This window comes from Haloarcula taiwanensis (assembly GCA_002844335.1).
Classification (GTDB): domain Archaea; phylum Halobacteriota; class Halobacteria; order Halobacteriales; family Haloarculaceae; genus Haloarcula; species Haloarcula taiwanensis.
This window is the reverse complement of record CP019154.1, coordinates 792664-811775: the sequence shown is the minus strand read 5'-3', so window position 1 is coordinate 811775 and position 19112 is coordinate 792664. Positions and strand designations below refer to the sequence as shown.

Below are 19112 nucleotides of genomic sequence, written 5' to 3'. Positions count from 1 at the left end.
TTAGTTATCAAATACTACTCACATCTTATAATTGTTCTGTCGCTGCACGGGAACACAAGGGACTAATCACAGTCGGGCCGAGAAGACAGTATGACTACGGTAACTGTGCTGGCTGACCCGCCAGTTGAAGGGTTCGTGTTACAGGAGTTGGCTGGCGGCATTGTAGACGACGCCGAGGCTGCTGAGCTATACGAGGCCATGTTGCTCGACGTCTGTCGTGCAGTGGAGATCAGCGGTGCCGAGTTGTTGGTGAACTACCGACCCTCGGAACAGGTCCCGGACGGCGTCGACCCCGAGGCCGCGGTGCGAGAGCCGGTGACGGAGGCGCTCGAATCACCGGGCAACGCTCGGTTCGAGGTACAGGTCGGTTCGACGTTCGCGGGTCGGGTCGGGAACACAGTGACGCACCTCCTTGACCGGGAAGACGTCGCAACTGTCGCCGCCGTCGAACCGACAGCGGCGCTGTTGACACGCCAACTTATCGACAGTGCGGCGATGAAACTTCGGTCCAGCGGCGTGGTTCTCGGCCCTGCTTCGAGCGGCCGCGTTTACTACGCCGGCTTCGGCGAACCGATAGATTTCGAGGACAGTTACGCTACCCCGGCAATCGAAACTATCGGTGAGCGTGCTGCCGACGCCGGTCTCGATGTAGACTTTCTCCCATCGACACCCACTCTCGAAACACGAGCCGATCTCAAGACCATCGTGCCGCTGCTACGCGCCCGAAACCGGGCTGGTCGGGTCGTACCGCAACGGACGATGGCATTTCTCGACGACCTCGGAATACGCGTTATCGACGACGATGACGAGCCGAGTGTGGTCCGAGAGACCGACAGGCCTTAGAAGGCCCACCGAATATGCTTGACTGCGGTGGGATGGCAGAGCGGCCTATTGCGCCTGCCTTGAAAGCAGGTATCCTCACGGATTCCTGGGTTCAAATCCCAGTCCCACCGTATTTTGCCACGAACAAACCGTGAGTGGCAAGTACGCCAGCTGTGATTTGAACCCTGCAAGTCCCGTCGCCCGAACGCAGTGAGTGTGATCGCTTTGCTCTGGAGTGCGTCGGGCCTGAATCAACAGACGGCGCGAGCAACAACACCGCAACGGGGAACCACAGAATTCGCATCTTTCTGAGTCGTAAGGACAGTTTACTGAACCGAGGCAATCGGGCGGTTTTATGTCGATGGTCCGGATTATATCCGTATAATGGTACGTGAGGATAGGTCCACAAGACGGCACTTTTCGGGCCTCTTGACGGTGTGTATCATCGCTCTCCTTCTCGCAGTGTCGGCGGCAGGGCCCGCTGTTGCTGAACCGAGTCTATTTGTGTCCGGGGCGTCAAAAGGTACAAATACGATACTTGCCGGTGACTCGGTGAACGTCACCGCGACAGTCCAAAACACCGGCAGCTCGGGCGGTGCAATGAACATTGAGTATGTAGTAAACGGTACAACTAGAGTGACTGAGCGAGTCGTCGTCGACGCCGGTTCTTCAGTTGAGCGAACACAGGCATTGAAGTTGGATAGTCCTGGAACGTACAGGATTAAGGTCCAGAGCCCGGGGAAGTCCGCCGGACGAGTCAAAGTCAAGCCCGCAATTGTGGAGCCAACTCGGATGGACCCGGCTACACGGCAACTCAAAATACGCGGTGGGATGGTCCCGACGAACGAACCATACGTGATGAACGTCTCGGGGCCAGCGAATCGCTCATTCACGCTTCAGTCTTGGACGGTCAACGCGTCACAAGAGGCTTTCACGCAGGACGTGACGGAGTACACCGATCCCAGCTCGGCAAACATCCCAGTGCCATCCGGTGACGACGCATCAGTGTTCGGCGTGGTTACCGTCGGATCGTCGGCGGGGGTCCAGCCGTCGTCAATGCAGTTCGTGTTGAACCGCTCGAATCTCCAGTCGGCTGGCATCGACGCTTCGGCGGTCCGCGTGTATCACCGTGTGAACGGGTCATGGCGAGCCGCCGAAACGAGCGTTGTCGAGGCGCGAACCGAGCAAGTCGTCTACGAGGCGGACACGGCGGGGGCATCGGCCTACGCGATTGGGAAGATCGAGCCTGCATTCAGCATCACGCGAACCGCGGTTGTCAGCGAGCAAGTTTCTGAGGGGCAGCAGGTCGTCGTTGAAGCAACGGTCTCCAACAGCGGCGGTATCGAAGGAACCTACGACGCACGGATGCAGGTGGACGGTGACGTCGTCAATCGGACATCGGTAACTGTGCCAGCAGACGGCGAGCGGACAGTCACGCTGTCGACGGTCGTGACGACACCGGGACAGTTCCAGATCAAGTTCAACGATGTCAACGCTGGCGACATTCGGGTGACTGAGAGTGAGGTCCAGACCGACGGAAACGGCGGTGCCGAACCAGAGGCGGAACCGACAGGCACGGATCCAGCAGTCCAGACTGAACCCGCAGTCGGTAGTGGCGGCGGACTCGGGCCGCTCCCGGCGACAGTCATGGGTATCAGTACGATGCTGATCATCGGCGGGCTGCTCGGTGCGTTACTCCTGTTCGGCGTCGTCATCGCGATTCTCCGACGGAGCGGCAGCCGGAACGACAGCGGCTTCGAACTGTAGACGGGGAGAGAAACCCTTTTTATGCCAGTGTCCAGAGAACCGCGTATGGATTGGCCACACGATCCGGACGGTGAGGAAGGAAGCGAGGGCCGGCGCAAGTACGGTCACGCTGTGCTGGCGAAGAAAGTCGATGAGGACGAGGACTTCCCACTGACCGCCGAGGAATACGTCGAACAGTACGGCGACCACCCGGTTCGGATCGACTACGAGACAGTCGTTAGCGTGGCGGACATCTTCGAATATGTCGACCAAGAGGAGTTCGAGGACTTCCCGGACTTTCATAAATCGCTCGGGCGCGCGCTGCGCGAGGCGGACTGGTGGCCGTACAGACTCGAACAGGCCTGACTGTGTAGTGTGTGGGCACGACACATACTTGTGGGTGGCCGGTGTAGCATCGCGTATGGCGACGACATCTTCAAACGGTGGCCGCACCGGACAGGGGCTTCCCGAAGACGTTATTGCTGACCTGTTGTCGAACGACACTCGCCGTCGCGCGCTGTCGATACTGGCTGACCGCGATGAGCCGGTCGTCGTGTCGGACCTCGCCGCGTCGGTTCTGGCGGCCGAGCGTGACATCGAGCCGACAGCAGTCCCGGACACTGCGAGAGCCGAACTCACCGAGGAACTGTTCACCGAACACCTTCCAAAGCTGACGGCGACAGACATCGTTGCGTACAACTCAATGGTCGGGACTGTCGAGATACAGCAGCGCGACGTAGTACCGACTGACCACTGTTGATACTGGGTTGCGCGTCCGGAATCCGACACCGATCGGACCGGATCACAGTCCCCGCTGCCGGTACATTTCGATAGAGCAATACCCGTTGCTTCCAAACTGTCGATGGACAGTGACTAACACCCAGATAACCCATATACAGATAGACAACTACGGCCCGTGGACCGTGACGCCGAAACCTCGCCGTGAAGTCGATCTTCAAACACTCCAATCTCGGCTGTACGCTGACCTCGCACAACTGTTCGGGAACCGCGACGGCTACATCTTCTTCTCGCGGTTCGACAACATGATTGCCGTGACGAACGGACTGGACGAGGCGGCACACGCACTCATTCAGGAGTCCGTCGGCAATCGCTACCCGGTGACGATGAGCCTCTCGGTCGCGACGGGAACGACACCCGTCTCGGCGCTGGGGACGGCAACGGAACAACTTCAGGAGGCCGGGAGTGCGCAGGACAAGGGGCGGCGAGAAGTGCTACGCGGCCAGACGATCGACGATGAGTTCCGGAAGCCCACAGACGTACAACTCGCGCATTTCGATGTCGACGACGCCACCGAGAAGTACACAGACCAGCTCAATGAGTTCGACACCTTCATCCAGATAGAGCAGGGGTACGCGGCACTCATGAAGTATATGCGTGAGGCCCACGACTCGCTATCGTTTTTCGTCGGCGGTGATAACGTCATCGCAGTCTGCCCGGACTTGGACGAGGCGGACTACCACGATGCAATCAACCACGTCCGCGACGCCGTCGATGTGGAGCTGAAAGTCGGCGTCGGACGCGGACGGACGGCAGCTACGGCCGGGATGGACGCCAAGCACGCGTTAGAGACCTGTCGATCGACCGGCGAGGCCGTCACCATCGAAACCGAAACAACTGAGTAATTTGTGAGTCACGCGATATAAACGTAGTGGAGGTATCTTTTAGACCGGTCGTGTGGTAACCACACACATGAACGGTGAGGTCACTGTGCGGGAGGTTATGAACCGAGAGTACGTCGGTGCGAGCGAGTCCGACGACCTCCTCGAAACGACGGAGTTGCTGATCCGTGAGGACCAGCACCCGATTCTCGTATTGCGGGGGAACGAACCGGTCGGCGTCGCGACGGACAGGGACGTGCTGGCATACATCGTCGATGGGGGCGACCCGGACACCGCCACAGTCGGCGACGTGATGCGCGAGTCCATTCCAACGATTGACCCTGACGCCGGGCTTCCGGAGGCCCGCGACCGAATGGCGACGCGGTCCGCCGAGTTCCTCTTGGTCACGGCGGACAGTGAACCGCTCGGAACGCTGACTGAGCATGACATCCTCTCGACCGCGAGACTAGAGAGCGAGTCGACGAGCGTTGTCGAGCAGCCCTCGCCGGTTGCAACGACCGGTCAAGAAGCCACCACCGATGGGATGCAGTCCGCCGCCGAGGATTCGTTTGATAATCAGGGTATCTGTTCTGCCTGCAGCACGTTTACACGGGATCTAGCGTCGTTCAACGGGCAACTCCTCTGTTCGGACTGTCGTGATGTCTGAGCCGCGCTGGCGGGCCTCTGCGCTCACAGCAGACAGAGACGGCGGCGTGGCCGAACTGTTTTGACCGTACGCCACGGAGTACTACCGTGGAGATTGCCACCGCCTCGATGGATGACGTGGACACCATCGTCGACCTGTGGGTCCGACTGGCGGAGAGCCAGCGTGCTCACGGGTCACATCTGTTCGGGGACCGGAACCGGACCGCGGTCCGGGAGACTGTCGTACAGCGAATCGTCGCCGAAAACGTCTGTATCGCCCGTATAGACCGACACGTCGTCGGGTTCGTCATGGTGACTATCGACAGCGGCCGGTACGAACAAGATAAGACACGGGGCATCATCGAGAACATCTTCGTCGAACCGGTCCACAGAAACCGGGGGATCGGCAGCGAACTGCTCGATACGGCGGAAGAACTACTCCGCCAGGCTGGTGCGGACATCCTCGCGCTGGAAGCAATGGCGGACAACGAGTCCGCCCGACAGTTATATCGCGCACACGGCTACACACCACATCGAATCGAGCTCGAAAAGCCGACCGAAAACGATACTCTCTAAATGGTCCCCACACAACGCTGGTATGCAACCGCGCCAGGGGAGCTTGGGTGGTCCAAGCACTCGACTTGTAATCGAGAGTTCGTGGGTTCAAATCCCACCCCTGGCTTCGCCAGTTCGGTTCGGAACCGGACACGGGACCCCGCGACGAGAAGTTGTGACTGCCACACTGGCAACCACTGTGCGCCTTCACTGACGGCCCAGATATGTCGCATCGCTGGACCCCCAGCGTGGGTGAGACTGCCAGATGGGTCTACGTTTTTACCGCTGGAGGGCGTACGGTAGAGTATGAGTGAATCCGAAGAAGAACTGCCGGGCACCGACGAGGAGTGGCGCGAAATACTCTCTGACGAGGAGTACCGAATCCTCCGCGAGTCCGGAACGGAGCCGCGGTTTAGCAGTGACCTCATAGACGTAGAAGGCGAGGGTGTGTTCACCTGTGCCGGCTGTGGGACGGAACTGTTCGATAGCGACCGAAAATTCGAATCAGAGACCGGCTGGCCGAGCTTCTGGGACGTGTATCAGGAAGGCAACGTCGAGACACGGGCGGACAACAGCCACGGGATGCAGCGAACAGAAGTCGTTTGTGCCGAGTGTGGCGGTCATCTGGGTCACGTGTTTGATGACGGACCGGAGCCGACCGGGAAGCGGTACTGCATCAACGGTGCGGCGCTTGACTTCGAGTCGGAGTAGCGACCACCGGAACCCTTTTTTCCGTCATTGAAGTTGATACGGCTAGACGTGACTGAACACGGGACCGACGAGGCCGGCGACGAGGGGGCCGGACCACCGGTCGACGAGTCGCTGGTCGACGAGCCGCCGACTGCCACCGCCGAACAGCCACAGCCGGAGAGCCACTTGCTAGCTGAGAGCCTCCGGACGTTTCCGTGGCTCCGCGCGGCCAGTGTCGCAATCGGGACGCTCGCTGTCGAGTATTTGCTCGTCGCACTGCTCTTTCTCGTCGGCCCGTCGTCGGTCGACTTCCCGGAGCTGTCGAACCGGCTAATCCAGTACGGGTTCGTGCTGTACAACGCCCACCACGTGCCGACGCTGGTGACGGCGTCGGACGCAGAGGTGTACGGCTCGGCCGCCCGGAACGTCTTGTACGGCGCACAGGGTGCGAGCGTCCCGCCGCTCGTCTATTTCTTGATTCCGATTGTCGCCTTGCTCGTCGTCGGCGCGCTGTTCGAACGCTATCGCGGCGATACCCGGTCGGACAGCATGCTCGAAGAGGCGGCGCTCGTCGGTACCAGCATCGGCTTCGGTTATGTCGCAACGGGGTTCGCGGGGAGCTTCGTGTTCGTCCGGACGGTCATGTTCGACAGCGGGGCCGAGGGACAGGCCGCACCGGCAGTGCTGTGGCTCCTCATCCTGCTGTTTTTCTTCCCGCTCGTATTTGCGAGTCTCGGCGCGGCCGCTCGGTATCTCTACGCCGACTGGACCTCTGGCGCGTAGGTCGTGTCGATAAATTCGAGGATGCGCCCGGATTCGGCCATTGTGACACCACGGTCGTCGTCGACCAGCACCGGGACGCCGCGCTGGCCGGAGACCCGTTTTACCTCGTCGCGCTTCGAGTGCAGCGCCTCGACCCAGACACTGTCGTAATCGATACCGAGTTCGTCCAGTCGGTCCGCGACCGTCTCACAGTACGGACAGCCGTCGAGTTGGTAGAGCGTCAGGCTCATACCGGCGTTACGGACGCTGTCCTCAAGGTGGTTGTGCTCGAAAAAACACGGCAGTCGACCTGGCGTTACTCGTACAGCCAGGACGCGTCGATCTGGTCCCAGTCGACGAGTTCGTCCTCGTCGAAGAACAGCTCGATTTCTCGCTCGTTTGCGCCCTCGTCCTCGTGGTCGGAGCCGTGGATGACGTTCCGACCGAGGTCGAGCCCGTAGTCGCCGCGGATGGTGCCGGGCGCGGACTCGGCTGGGTCAGTCTCGCCCATCATGTTTCGGACCTGCCGGGTCGCGTCCTGGCCTTCCCAGACCATCGCGAACACGGGGCCGGACGTGATGAAGTCCACGAGACCGTCGAAGAACGGCTTGTCCTCGTGCTCGCCGTAGTGTTCCTCGGCGAGGTCCTGGTCTATCTGCATGAACTTGCCGCCGACCATCTTCAGGCCGCGGTCCTCGAAGCGGGAGACGATGTCCCCGATGAGACCACGCTGGACGCCGTCAGGCTTGACCATCACGAAGGTGCGTTCGTGCTCTGACATCAGGCCTCAGCCTCCTCAGCTTCTTCGTCAGCCTCGTCCGCAGCCGCCTCGGCCTCAGCTTCTGCCTCGTCGGCGTCAGCTTCGACTTCTTCGGCTTCGGCTTCGTCCTCGCCGGCATCGCCGCGGGCGGTGTCGGTCCATTCGAGGTTGCGGGCCTCGCGGCCCAGGTCGGCGTTGTTCTCACACTTCGAGGAACAGAAGTGCGTCGTCGCGCCGTCCTTGTGGACGAACATCGTGCCCGTGCCGGGCTCGATGTCCGCGCCGCAGTAGTCACATTCGCGTGTCCGGGGCATGGTTACTGCCCTCCGATAGTGTCGGCCTCGCGGGCCGTCTCGCGGAGCTGGAGCACGTCACCTTCGCGGACCGGGCCGAGAACGTTGCGCGTGATGATGCGCCCCTGGTTCTCGCCTTCGCGGATGCGGCACTTGACCTGCATGGCCTCGCCGTGCATCCCCGTCCGGCCCACGACTTCGATGACCTCGGCGGGCGTGGAACCGCTGCTTTCGGATTCCTCAGCGCTCATCCGAGGTCACCTCACCGAAGCTCCTCGACCTTGTCGGCGATGTCCTCGACATCGGCGTCAGCCTCACCGGCGTCGGTGACGGCTGCGGCGGCCGAGCCGACTTCGAGCCCGGCGGCGTGACCGAGGTCGTCCTGCTGCTCGACGAAGATGAAGGGGACGCCCTTCTCGTCGGCGAGCTCCGGGATGTGCATGACGATCTCCTCGGGCTGGACATCTTCAGCGACAAAGACGAGCTCGGCGGAGCCGCGCTCGATAGCTTTGGTCGTCTCGTTTGTACCCTTCTTTACCGAGCCTGTGTCCCGGGCGACCTCGAGCGCCTCGAGGGCGTCGTCTTCGAGGTCCGCGGGAACGTCGAAATCTACGTATACTGGCATTTGTATGTTCACCTCCTGCGCGCGAGCTCAGGCTCCCCCGCCGTGTCCGGGCCGCGAGGCCCGTCACACCGTGGTGGTGTGTATCCTGAAAAGGCTGGGAGCATCATCAACTCGGCGCAGGCTGTACCCCATTCTGTGCTACCGGCCCTAAAAGCGCTTTCGAAGCCGAAATCGCGTGCCAGCCCGCCACACAGGTGCTGTCGGGGGTCTGCCTGTTCTGCGGCCACTGACGCGTCGGCCAGCACGGCCCGCACGTCTGCGACTGCTGCGGTCAGGGCCGTCGTCGAGACGCGCCCAATCGCTGTCTGGACGACTGGATAATCGATACCCGCTCGGAGCAGAGCGGGGTCTGGCGGGGAGACACACCGGCGACTGTGTCCGGTCCAGTGAAAAGCGCACTTGGGGAGCGCTGTGACCGTCAGGCCCATGTCGGCGCACCGTCCACCACCGGTATGGACATCGCGCGGTCGCTCCGAGCGGAGGCCCGCCGCGCAAACGAGCGGCGGCTCCTCGTTCTGGCGGGCGACCCTGAAAGCACGCGGGAGCGAGCGAGAGCAGCGCTCGACGCGGCGGACGTTCCCGGCGCGGAGACGACAGTAGTCGGTCCGGAGCCGTTCCTCGCGTGTGAGCAGCACGAACAGTCCCGCGCCGAGGAGCTTCTGGGCCGGACTCGGACAGCTGTCGTCCTCGATGCACACGAGGAACTGCGACCCGACGCGCTCGGGCGGACCGTCGGTGCCGTCGACGGCGGCGGCCTATACGTCCTCCTCGCGCCGCCCTTGGAGACGTGGCCGGAGGGTCGCGACGGGTTCGACGCCTCGCTCGCAGTCCCGCCGTTCGAGGTCGAGGACGTGACCGGTCACTTCCGCCGTCGGTTTGTCGAGACGCTCCGGGTACACCGGGGTATCGCCATCGTCGACGCCGACACGGGCACTGTCGAGCAAGACGGGCTGACGGACCCGCCACCGAGCCGTCCGGTTCAGAGCCCGACCCCGCCCGCCGACGCGCAGTTCCGCCCCGAGACCTACGCTCAGTGTCTCACCGACGACCAGCGGGACGCGGTCCGGGCGTTCGAGTCGCTACGAACCGCCAGCGAGGCACTCGTGGTCGAGGCTGACCGGGGCCGGGGAAAGTCAAGCGCTGCCGGGCTGGCCGCTGGAACCCTCGCTGTCGAAGGGCGGGACGTGCTGGTGACCGCACCACAGTACCGGAGCGCCGGCGAGGTGTTTACGCGGGCGGCACACCTGCTGGAGGTACTCGGCAGTAACTTCGCGCGAGACCGGGCGTCGAACCCCCAGCGGCTCGACGTTTCCGGGGCGGGCTGTGTGCGGTATGCGCCGCCGGAGCAAGCTGCATTGCTTCCGGATGGCCCAGACGTGGTCATCGTCGATGAGGCTGCGGCCCTGCCGGTCAGACGGCTCGAACAGTTCCTCGACGCCCCGGCAGTCGCCTTCACCACGACTGTCCACGGCTACGAGGGGGCGGGCCGAGGCTTCTCTGTCCGGTTCCGCGACCGGCTCGAAGAAAGCGACCACGCCGTCACCGACGTGTCGATGACGACACCGATTCGGTACGGCGACGCCGACCCCGTGGAGGTGTGGGCGTTCCGGGCGCTGTTGCTGGATGCCCGCCCGCCGGTCGACCAGCTCATCGACGGTTCGACGCCGGAGACCGTCGAGTACCGCCGGCTCTCGGCGGCAGACCTGCTCGCCGACGAACACCTGCTCCGAGAGGTGTTTGGCCTGCTCGTGCTGGCGCACTACCGGACGGAACCCTCGGACCTGGCCCGACTGCTCGACGCACCCAATCTCGCTGTCCGGGCGCTGACCCACGAGGGCCACGTCGTTGCTGTGGCGTTGCTGGCACAGGAGGGCGGGCTCTCGGCTGATACGCGAGCTGCGATGTACGAGGGTGGACGGGTGCGGGGAAATATGCTCCCGGACGTGCTGTCGACGCAGCTCCGTGACGAGGCCGCCGGAATCCCGGTCGGCCAGCGGGTCCTCCGCATCGCAACCCACGCCGCGGTCCGGTCCCGCGGGCTCGGCTCCCAACTCCTTTCGGAAATCAGAGCGGAGTTCGCCGACCACGTGGACTGGCTGGGCGTCGGGTACGGCGCGACGCCGGAACTCGTCCGCTTCTGGGCTGATAACGGATATCAGACGGTACACCTCGCCACCTCGCGGAACGCGACGAGCGGCGAGTACTCCGTGGTGATGCTGGACCCGTGTTCCGATGACGGGGCGTCGCTCGCGGCGCGGCACGGGACGTGGTTTCAGGACCGCATCCCCGCAGTGCTGTCAGACCCGCTCGACGACTGCGACCCTGACGTGGTTCGAACAGTGCTTCGAGCGACCCACGGAGAGCCGTCCCTCTCCCTCTCCGAGTGGGAGTGGCGACTGGTTGCCGGCGTCCCCGGCGGCGCGTCGGTTCTCGACACGAATCCGAAGCCGTTCCGTGAACTCGCCCGCCGGCACCTGTCGGCCCCCGCCGACGCGACCGCGCTCGCGCCGCGGGAGGAACGCCTGCTGGTCAAGAAGGTGTTGCAAGCACAGCCGTGGCCGACAGTCGCCGAGGAACTGGGATTCGTCTCTGAGCGTGAGTGCATGCGGACACTCGGTGGAATAGTCGAAAGGTTGACGCGTCTGTACGGCGACCTTTGGGTACAGGAGGAACTCGACAGACACCAATGAGCCTGCTTGGCCTCGAAACGCTGTTGGTCGTACTCGCGTTCGCCCTGCTGGTCGGGGGCGTCGTCGGCAGTCTCACGCCCCAGGTCCCCGGCGCGCTCGTCTCGCTCGCCGGCGTCTATCTCTACTGGGTCGCCAGCGGCATGACCGACCCCGGCACACTCTTGCTGGCCCTGTTGACGCTGGTCGGCCTGCTGACGTGGGCTGTCGATGTCGCGGGTGGGGCCGTCGCTGCACGCGTCGGCGGGGCGTCGAACTGGACAGCGGCCCTCGCTGGCGTCGTCGCACTCGTTCTCTTCTTTGTTACCGGCCCGCTCGGCATCCTGCTGGGCGTCGCCGGCACGGTGTTCGTCGTCGAGTTCTACCGGCAAGAGGACGCTCGCGGGAGCGCGAAGGCTGCCCTCGTGACGACCGCTGGGATGTTGGCCTCAAGCGTTGTGCAGGCCCTGCTGACGGCATCGATACTGGTCACCATGGTCGCTGTCGCGCTCCTATGACACAGTGCGCGGAGGACGGTTGCGAAACCGAGGCCGCGGTCGAACTCCACATCCCATGGGACGCGAACCGAGCGGTGTGTCCGGACCATGCCCGCGTCTGGGCGCAAAAAGACGGCGTCGTCCCAGCGCCGATGGACGGCCACGAGGACGAGTGGCCGTAGACTGTTGTTCTCCCGATAGCCGTATTAGTTCACGCGAAGGTATTTAATCAGCACGCTGTCAACTGTTCTCGAAGAAAATATAATAATAATTGGGTTTGAATACGACAAGTGAGGCGTGTTATCATGAAACGCGAGATGCTCACCACCGACTTCATCGACCGTGCAGCGGACATCTATGACGACGTGACCGGTATCGTCGCACATGACGGCACCGAGTACACGTACGCGGAGGTAAACGAGCGGGTCAACCAGTTGGCACACGCGCTGTCGGACCGCGGTGTCTCGAAGGGAAGTCGCGTCGCTCTCCTCGCCCCGAACACGCACTACTTCATCGAGACGCTGTACGCAGCAAACAAACTCGGTGCCGTGTTCGTCCCGCTGAACTACCGGCTCGACCCTGCGAAAATCGAGTATATTCTGAACGACTGCGAAGCCGCAACAGTCATCGCCGACTACGATTTCGCGGAGAAAGTCCAGCCGGTACGAGACGACATCCCAGCGGAGACGTTCATCGGCTACAAGCCGGACCGTATCGACGGGGAATGGGAGGGGTACAGCGATGTTCTCGACGGGCAACCGACAGCCGAACCGGACCGACCAGACCTGACAGAGGACGACGACGCCAGCATCAACTACACGTCCGGAACGACGGGGGACCCGAAGGGCGTGGTCAGGACCCATCGGACCGAGAGCTGGCACGCGCTGGTGCTCAACCAACACATGGAGATACGCGACGACGACACGTATCTCTGGACGCTGCCGATGTTCCACTGCAACGGCTGGGGCCACACCTACGCCATCACCGGGACCGGCGGGACCCACGTCTGTCAGCGTACCTTCGACGCCGCGGACACCTTCCGCCGGGTCCGTGAGTACGACGTGTCGTTCATGTGCGGCGCGCCGACGGTGCTGAACAAACTCATCCAGCACTACCGGGCCAGCGACGGCGACGTAGTGACACAGGGCGACCGCGACGTGCGAATCGCGACGGCCGGCAGCGCCCCGGCAACGGCGACCATCGAGCGCGTCGAAGACGAGTTCGGCTGGCGCATCATCCACATTTACGGCCTGACCGAGACAGCCCCTATCATCACGACCAGCAATTCCCCGCGGCGCATCGCCGAGCGGGGCCGTGAACTCAAGGTGAAGCAAGGCTCGGAGACGCTGTGTACCGACATCCGGGTCGTCGACGAGGACGGCACCGACGTGCCACGCGACGGGGCGACTATCGGCGAGATCGTTGTGCAGGGCAATCAGGTGATGGACCGCTATCTCAACAAACCCGAAATCACCGAGGAGGCGTTCAACGACCGTGTCGAGGGGTACTTCCACACCGGCGACCTCGCGACGTGGGACGACGACGGGATGATACAGATCATGGACCGCCGGAAAGACATCATCATCTCCGGCGGCGAGAACATCTCCTCGATAGAACTGGAAGACGAGCTGTACGACCACCCCGATGTGCTGAAAGCCGCGGTCATTCCGGCGCCGAGCGAGGACTGGGGCGAGACCCCGATGGCAATCGTCGTCCCGACGGCCGACAGCGATGCAACCGAACAGGATATTCTGGAGTTCCTCAGAGAGCGCGTCGCGAGCTACAAGGTCCCTTCAGGCATCGACTTCCGGGACTCGCTCCCCGAAACGGCGACCGGAAAAATCCAGAAATACGAGCTCCGCGAGGAGTACTGGCAGGAACAAGAGCGGATGATCGGCCAGGAGTAAGCGCGGCGGTGGCTGTGGAGCGCCGGGACAGTATTAGCACGATTCTTTATTAGCGTTCCAACAGTCGGTCACACCATGCATCTGGGAGTCGTCGTGCCACGCGTCGAGGACCACAGCACAATCGACCTGGCCGTCGAAGCCGAAGACCACGGCTACGACTCGGTCTGGCTGAACGAACTGTGGGGCGCTAGCTCCGTCGTCGAACTCACGGACATCGCGACCCGAACCGACGACATCGAAATCGGCAGCGCGATACTCAACGTCTTCTCGCGGTCGCCGGCCGTACTTGCGATGACAGCGACGACCCTCGACAGGGTCTCGGACGGGCGGGCAGTGCTGGGTCTGGGAACGAGTACAGCCCGGTCCATTGAGAACATGCACAGCATGGAGTTCGAGCGGCCAGTCCGTCGCGCCCACGAGACCATCGACATCGTGAAACGCCTCATGACCAGCGACGAGCGCGTGACATACGACGGCGAAGTGGTCTCGGTCAGGGGCGTGCCGCCGCTAGACCGTGACGTGCCGGTGTACCACGCTGCCCTCGGGCCAGCGAACAGGCGGGTCGTCGCCAGACTCGCCGACGGTTGGCTCCCGCACATGATTCCGTTCTCCGAACTGGAGTCGGCGTTCGACTACATCGCCGGGACCGCACGCGATGCCGACCGCGACCCGAGCGAGATTACGGTCGCGCCGTACGTGCCGGCAGTGGTCCACGAGGAGTCCGAGCGAGCGCGCGAGGAACTCCGGCAGCACATCGCCTACTACGTCGGCAGCGGCGAGGGCTACCGCCGGGCGGTCGCAGAGACGTATCCGGACCGGGCGGAACGCATCGCCGACGCCTGGCAGGCGGGTGACCGGGGCGAAGCAACAGAACTCGTCACCGACGAAATGACGACTGACCTCGGCATCGCAGGGACGCCAGCACAGGCGCGGGAGAAACGAGATAGCATTGCGGACAGAGATGTCATCGACCGCCTTCTGCTAACTGTGCCACAGCAGGTCGACGGGGAACTGGCTCGGACGACGATTCGCGCGCTGGGACCGAGCTAGAGATCGATCTCCATCATCACTTCGTCGGCGTACTCGTCGCCGAACTTGTAATGGTCCTCGCGGACGGCTTCAGTGTCCCAGCCGTGGCCTTCGAGGAAATCGATTGCGTCACCGTTCGTCGATGGGACAGAATTGTACAGTTTCTCGTAGCCGTTCGACGCCGCCCACTCGGTCCCGCGGGCGAGCAACTGCGAGCCGATGCCGTGGCCCCGATACCGTTCGAGCACACCCAGCGTTAGCTCTGCCGTGTGACTGAGCTTCTCGACCTCCGGGTGCTTGAGATGGACCCACCCGACCACGTCGTCGTTGATGCAGGCGACAAAGAAGATGCGCGACTCCAGTTCATTGTGCCGGAGCAGCACACCCTCGCTGTCCACCACGTCGGCGACGGTCTCCGCGTCGACGTACTCGCCGCCGCCGATAGCGGCCCGGATGGCCCCGACGAGGCCAGTCAGATCCTCCTGTCGCGCCTGGCGGATGGTGAACTCGATGTCGTCGGCCTCGAACTCCTCCTCGACGGTGTCGTTGTAGGCGACGCGGAGTTCGCCGTCGATCTCCTCCAGTACGCCGTCGCGTTTGAGTATCGCGACGTGATGGCCGAACGGTCGTGGGTCCATCTGTAGCGCCGACCGGGCAGCCCTCGGTTCCACCGATCCGTGTGACTCGACGTACTCGTAGATATCCCGTCGGTCCTCGTGGTCGAACTGCAGTGGCTCTGTCAACTCCATGGTATCTGCTACCACGACACAGTACTTAATCCTTTATCATAAACAATGTACGTCTCGGTAAACGGTCGCTACCGCTCCGGAACGCCGGTCAGCACCTGTGCCACGTCGCGGGCGTTGTGGGTGTCGACGAGCAGTTCCGCGGCCTCCCTGATGGCGTAGGAACCGGCTAACTCCACGCCGTAGCAGGCGGCGTAGCAGTCCAGCCAGTCGTTCATCGTCGCCTCCAGGCGCTCGAACTCGGACTCGGTGAACCGGACCCAGGTGCCGCCGGTGCGGGCCTCACAATAGAGCGCGACGGTGGGACCGAAACCCTCCCGGAGCAGGGCCATCGCGCGCTCGTCGTCCGGCGGGTCCGGGTCCAGCGACTCGCGGGCCGTCTCGGCGCGCCGGGCAAGCGCGCGTATCCGGTCGTGATACTGGTGGCTCACGGCTCTCAGCCCTGCTCGAACTCGACGCCCTTGCCCCCGGCGGGGTGTTCCCACTCGGTGTCGGCGACGACCGCGCAGGTCCCACACTCCACGCAGGGCTGGGTGTCGAGGCTCACGAGGTGTTCCTCGTGGCCGTTCGTCTGCACCCGCTCGTCGCGGTAACAGCCGCCGCCGAAGTCCGCGGCACTGACCGGGCAGGCCGTGACAGCGGTCCCCGACGCCTCGAATGACTTGTCTACCAGTTCGATGTGTGGGTCGCCCACGTCGTAGGTCAGGTCGCCGATGCGGTCGGCCAGATCAGGCGGCGAGACGGTGTTCTCGTCGTCGACCTCCTCTCCGAGTTCCTCGGCGATGACCGTCGGCAGCGTCACGTAGGGGAGTTTGGTGTCCGGAATCATCGACACCAGCGTCGGCGAGGCGTAGGCCCGTTCGAGCAGGCCCGACGCGGCCCGGACGCCGAAGCGACCGACGGCGGACTCGGCGATTGCGTTTGAGAAGTCGTCGACCGGCCCGAGCTCGCCGAGCCGTCCGAACACCTCGTAGCGGGTCGGCCGAAGCTTGTCCATCACGCCCTCGTCGTGCAGCTTCTTCTCGTACAGTTCGCCGGCGCGGTGGGGTTCGTTGCGCGAGCGCGCGTCGGCGAAGGCTTCAGCGGCCAGCGCGCCCGCTGTGACCGCGTGGTTCATCCCCTTGATGATGGGACCCTGAGCCTGCATCTGGCCGGCGGCGTCGCCGACCAGGACGAGGCGGTCCTTGTGGGGCGACGGATGGGCGGCCTTCTTCGAGTCCGGGACCAGTTTGGCGCTGTACTCGCGCTCGTCGTACTCGTCGCCGAGCCACTGGGCCATGAGCGGGTGGGTGAGCAGGCTGTCGAGCAGTTCGTGGGGCTCGGCCTTCTCCGCCGCGATGGAGTCGAGGTGGAACACGGTGCCGATGGAAAGGGACGACTCGTTGGTGTAGAGGAAGCCGCCGCCCCGGACGCCGTCGAAGAGGTCGCCCGAGAACAGGTGGGCCGCGCCGTCGTCCGGGTCCACGTCGAAGCGCTCGTTGATGACATCCGGCTCCACGTCGACGACGGCCTTGACGCCCTGGAACCACTCCTCCGGTTCCTCCCAGTCCATCAGGCCCGCGTCCCGCGCGAGTTCGGAGTTGACGCCGTCGGCGGCTACGACGAGGTCGGCCTTGATGGGGTCGAGTTCCTCCGTCGTCACGCCGACGATTTCCCCCCGCTCGCGCAGCAGGCCGGTGACGTGGACCTCGGTCAGCAGGCCGCCGCCGGTCTCGCGGGTGCGCTCGTGGACCTGCTGGGCGAGCCACGAATCCATCTTCCGGCGCAGCACCGCGTCGGCCCACGCCGTGTCGTGGTGGTGGAGGTCGCCGATGTCGAAGGTCTTGACCTTCTCGCCGGCAACGTTGTGGATGTAGTTCTCGGTGACCGGCCGCTCGGTCGCCGCCTCGCGGAAGCCGGGGAACAGGCCGTCGATGGTGTAGGGCGCGGACTCCTCGGCGTAGATGAGGCCGCCGGAGACGTTCTTCGACCCGGCGTCGACGCCGCGTTCGAGGACGAGCGTCTCGACGCCGTTTCGCGCGAGGTTCGCCGCCGCCGCGGCCCCGCCGGGGCCACAGCCGACGACGACCGCCTCGTACTCCTCGTAGGCGTCAGTCATCGCTGACCTCCCCCACGACCGCGCCGAGGTCGCCGGCTTCGACCGCCTCCGTCAGGCGCGGCAGGACCTCGAACAGGTCGCCCTCGATGAGGTAGTCCGAGAAGTCGCGGATGTCGGCGTCCGGGTCGGTGTTGATGGCGATTATCGTGTCCGACTCGTCGCAGCCGACCTTGTGCTGAATCGCGCCGGAGATGCCCGCCGCGATGTACACGTCCGGTTCGACCGCCTGGCCGGACTCGCCGATCTGGCGCTCCTCGGTGACGTACTGCTCGACGTGGCTGTCGAAGGAGTACGACGAGGTGATGACCCCGCGGGACAGCCCAAGGTCGGCGTCCTCGAAGGCGTCGACGAGGTCCAGCGCCTGCTCGATGCCCCGCGTCGGGTCGTCGCCAATGCCCCGACCGACGGCGACGATAACGTCGTGGCCGGTGAGGTCGACACCGCCGGAGAGGCGGTCGTACTCCTCGACTTCGACCTGAAACCACGCATCCTCGAGGTCCATCTCGTAGTCGACGACCTCGCTGTCGCGCTCGTAATCGGGGTCGGGAATCTCGAAGCTCCCCGGGATGACGGACGCCCCCTGCGGGTGGAAATCCCGGTTGGGCTTGTCGATACAGAGGATGGTCGAGTACTCGAAGCCCGAGAAGTCCGGGCGCTTCATGTGCAGGACGCGCTCGAACTCCTTCTTGTCGCCGGCCGTGCCGACCTTCGCGGGGTTGGATATCATCGCGTTCTCGATGTACAGCCCCGAGCAGTCCGACGCTAGTCCGGAGTCGAGTTCGCCCTGGACGAGCGCCGAGAGGTCGCGGCCGTTGTTCGTGGCCGGGAAGACCGTGTAGCGCGGTTCGTGGTAGTCCTTCCAGTCGACTTCCTCGCGGCCCTCGGAGGCAAGGTCGCCGCCCGCGCGGGCCATGTCACAGAAGATTTCGGTGTAGGGCTGGTGGCGGAAGCGTTCGAGGCGGTCGTCCTCGTGATAGAGGACGAGGTCCGCGCCGTAGGCGATGACGTCGTCGACGTGGTCGCTGGCGTCGGCCCCGATGAGCACCGCGACGACGCGCTCGTCGGCGTCGTACTCGGCGTTGTAGGTGTCCATCAGGTCGCGGGCCTTCCCGAGCATCTCCTTTGACACGTCCACGAGGTCGCCGGCCTGCGTCTCGCAGTAGACCCACATGTCGCGGTACTCTGCGCCGACGGTCCCCTCGACCCACTGCTTGTCGTTGGTCGGGTGGTCGAGGTCGGGGTACTTCTCTTCAGGCGGGACGTACTCGGCCTCCTCGGTCTCTTCCTCGTCGGTTCCCTCGACGGACTCGATGCGGCTCTCTATCTGGGACTTCGCCGTCTTGCGGTCCTCGCCGGCCTGCTCGCGCTCCAGGAGGTCCCGGAGCACCGCGGCGTCGTCGATGTCCCGGACCATGTTCGCCACGTCGGCGACGGTCAGCGTGCCGAGGTCGACGGTCTCCGGGTCTATCTCTCCGTCGCCCTCGTCTTCGACCTTCTCGATGCGGTCCTCGATGAGTGTCTTGACCGGCACACGGTCCTCGCCGCCTTCCTCCAGTTCCAGCATCGCCCGCAGTTCGTCGGCGTCGTCGACGTCCTTTATTTTCGGTCCGAGGTCGGCAATTTCGTACTCTGTGGGGTCGATTTCGACCATT

General features: G+C 63.8%; 22 protein-coding genes and 2 tRNA genes. 15 read left to right on the top strand and 9 right to left on the bottom strand.

The window, feature by feature from the left end; genetic code table 11:
• Positions 1–90 precede the first annotated feature (90 nt).
• From BVU17_04275 to BVU17_04225, 11 genes are all read left to right on the top strand, one after another.
• Positions 91–843 (top strand): hypothetical protein, encoded by a 753-nt coding sequence (locus BVU17_04275; protein AUG46772.1) that lies wholly within the window; start codon positions 91–93, stop codon positions 841–843.
• Between the two features lie 26 nt (positions 844–869).
• Positions 870–953: transfer RNA gene (locus BVU17_04270), tRNA-Ser, on the top strand.
• A gap of 373 nt (positions 954–1326) precedes the next feature.
• Positions 1327–2589 (top strand): hypothetical protein, encoded by a 1263-nt coding sequence (locus BVU17_04265; protein AUG46771.1) that lies wholly within the window; start codon positions 1327–1329, stop codon positions 2587–2589.
• A gap of 45 nt (positions 2590–2634) precedes the next feature.
• On the top strand, positions 2635–2934 hold the full coding sequence (locus tag BVU17_04260) for a hypothetical protein (protein AUG46770.1): 300 nt from the start codon (positions 2635–2637) through the stop codon (positions 2932–2934).
• 55 nt (positions 2935–2989) lie between these two features.
• Positions 2990–3328 (top strand): hypothetical protein, encoded by a 339-nt coding sequence (locus tag BVU17_04255; GenBank protein ID AUG46769.1) that lies wholly within the window; start codon positions 2990–2992, stop codon positions 3326–3328.
• A 109-nt stretch (positions 3329–3437) separates the two neighbouring features.
• Positions 3438–4211 carry a GTP cyclohydrolase gene (locus BVU17_04250; GenBank protein AUG46768.1) on the top strand — a complete coding sequence of 258 codons (774 nt, stop codon included), beginning with the start codon at positions 3438–3440 and terminating at the stop codon, positions 4209–4211.
• Positions 4212–4278: 67 nt separating this feature from the next.
• Positions 4279–4854, top strand: a complete 576-nt coding sequence (locus BVU17_04245) for an inosine-5-monophosphate dehydrogenase (GenBank protein ID AUG46767.1) — start codon at positions 4279–4281, stop codon at positions 4852–4854.
• Between the two features lie 107 nt (positions 4855–4961).
• Positions 4962–5408 (top strand): GNAT family N-acetyltransferase, encoded by a 447-nt coding sequence (locus BVU17_04240; protein ID AUG48833.1) that lies wholly within the window; start codon positions 4962–4964, stop codon positions 5406–5408.
• A 32-nt stretch (positions 5409–5440) separates the two neighbouring features.
• A tRNA-Thr gene (locus BVU17_04235) sits at positions 5441–5514 on the top strand.
• A gap of 179 nt (positions 5515–5693) precedes the next feature.
• Positions 5694–6098, top strand: coding sequence for a peptide-methionine (R)-S-oxide reductase (locus BVU17_04230; GenBank protein AUG46766.1), 405 nt, complete (start codon positions 5694–5696; stop codon positions 6096–6098).
• Between the two features lie 48 nt (positions 6099–6146).
• Positions 6147–6860 (top strand): hypothetical protein, encoded by a 714-nt coding sequence (locus BVU17_04225; protein ID AUG46765.1) that lies wholly within the window; start codon positions 6147–6149, stop codon positions 6858–6860.
• Here the strand turns inward: BVU17_04225 and BVU17_04220 are convergent.
• From BVU17_04220 to BVU17_04200, 5 genes are all read right to left on the bottom strand, one after another.
• A complete protein-coding gene (locus tag BVU17_04220; protein ID AUG46764.1) occupies positions 6833–7090 on the bottom strand; it encodes an NrdH-redoxin in 258 nt (85 codons plus the stop codon). The two genes, BVU17_04225 and BVU17_04220, sit on opposite strands and share 28 nt — an antisense overlap.
• 65 nt (positions 7091–7155) lie before the next feature.
• The gene (locus BVU17_04215; protein ID AUG46763.1) at positions 7156–7620 is read right to left on the bottom strand and encodes a nucleoside-diphosphate kinase; all 465 of its coding nucleotides are present in this window, start codon (positions 7618–7620) and stop codon (positions 7156–7158) included.
• Positions 7620–7913: a 50S ribosomal protein L24e gene (locus BVU17_04210; GenBank protein AUG46762.1), complete on the bottom strand. Its 294-nt coding sequence runs from the start codon at positions 7911–7913 to the stop codon at positions 7620–7622. The genes BVU17_04215 and BVU17_04210 overlap by 1 nt, the downstream gene beginning before the upstream one ends.
• 2 nt (positions 7914–7915) lie before the next feature.
• A complete protein-coding gene (locus BVU17_04205; protein ID AUG46761.1) occupies positions 7916–8143 on the bottom strand; it encodes a 30S ribosomal protein S28e in 228 nt (75 codons plus the stop codon).
• Between the two features lie 11 nt (positions 8144–8154).
• Positions 8155–8517 (bottom strand): 50S ribosomal protein L7ae, encoded by a 363-nt coding sequence (locus tag BVU17_04200; protein AUG46760.1) that lies wholly within the window; start codon positions 8515–8517, stop codon positions 8155–8157.
• A gap of 452 nt (positions 8518–8969) precedes the next feature.
• Here BVU17_04200 and BVU17_04195 point away from each other — a divergent pair, with 452 nt between their 5' ends.
• The 4 genes from BVU17_04195 (at position 8970) to BVU17_04180 (ending at position 14637) form a co-directional block, all read left to right on the top strand.
• Positions 8970–11207, top strand: a complete 2238-nt coding sequence (locus tag BVU17_04195; GenBank protein AUG46759.1) for a tRNA cytosine(34) acetyltransferase TmcA — start codon at positions 8970–8972, stop codon at positions 11205–11207.
• Positions 11204–11701, top strand: coding sequence for a hypothetical protein (locus BVU17_04190; GenBank protein AUG46758.1), 498 nt, complete (start codon positions 11204–11206; stop codon positions 11699–11701). The genes BVU17_04195 and BVU17_04190 overlap by 4 nt, the downstream gene beginning before the upstream one ends.
• Positions 11702–11985: 284 nt before the next feature.
• The gene (locus tag BVU17_04185; protein ID AUG46757.1) at positions 11986–13587 is read left to right on the top strand and encodes a long-chain fatty acid--CoA ligase; all 1602 of its coding nucleotides are present in this window, start codon (positions 11986–11988) and stop codon (positions 13585–13587) included.
• A 75-nt stretch (positions 13588–13662) separates the two neighbouring features.
• On the top strand, positions 13663–14637 hold the full coding sequence (locus tag BVU17_04180; GenBank protein AUG46756.1) for a luciferase: 975 nt from the start codon (positions 13663–13665) through the stop codon (positions 14635–14637).
• On the opposite strand, the gene BVU17_04175 is transcribed toward BVU17_04180, so the two are convergent.
• The 4 genes from BVU17_04175 to BVU17_04160 form a co-directional block, all read right to left on the bottom strand.
• Complete coding sequence (locus BVU17_04175) at positions 14634–15365, bottom strand: GNAT family N-acetyltransferase (protein ID AUG46755.1); 732 nt, start codon at positions 15363–15365, stop codon at positions 14634–14636. The genes BVU17_04180 and BVU17_04175 overlap by 4 nt on opposite strands.
• A gap of 68 nt (positions 15366–15433) precedes the next feature.
• Complete coding sequence (locus BVU17_04170) at positions 15434–15793, bottom strand: hypothetical protein (protein ID AUG46754.1); 360 nt, start codon at positions 15791–15793, stop codon at positions 15434–15436.
• Positions 15794–15798: 5 nt separating this feature from the next.
• Complete coding sequence (locus BVU17_04165) at positions 15799–17460, bottom strand: flavoprotein (protein ID AUG46753.1); 1662 nt, start codon at positions 17458–17460, stop codon at positions 15799–15801.
• The gene (locus BVU17_04160) at positions 17453–19111 is read right to left on the bottom strand and encodes an electron transfer flavoprotein subunit alpha (GenBank protein AUG46752.1); all 1659 of its coding nucleotides are present in this window, start codon (positions 19109–19111) and stop codon (positions 17453–17455) included. Before BVU17_04160 ends, BVU17_04165 begins: the two co-directional genes overlap by 8 nt.
• Position 19112 lies beyond the last annotated feature (1 nt).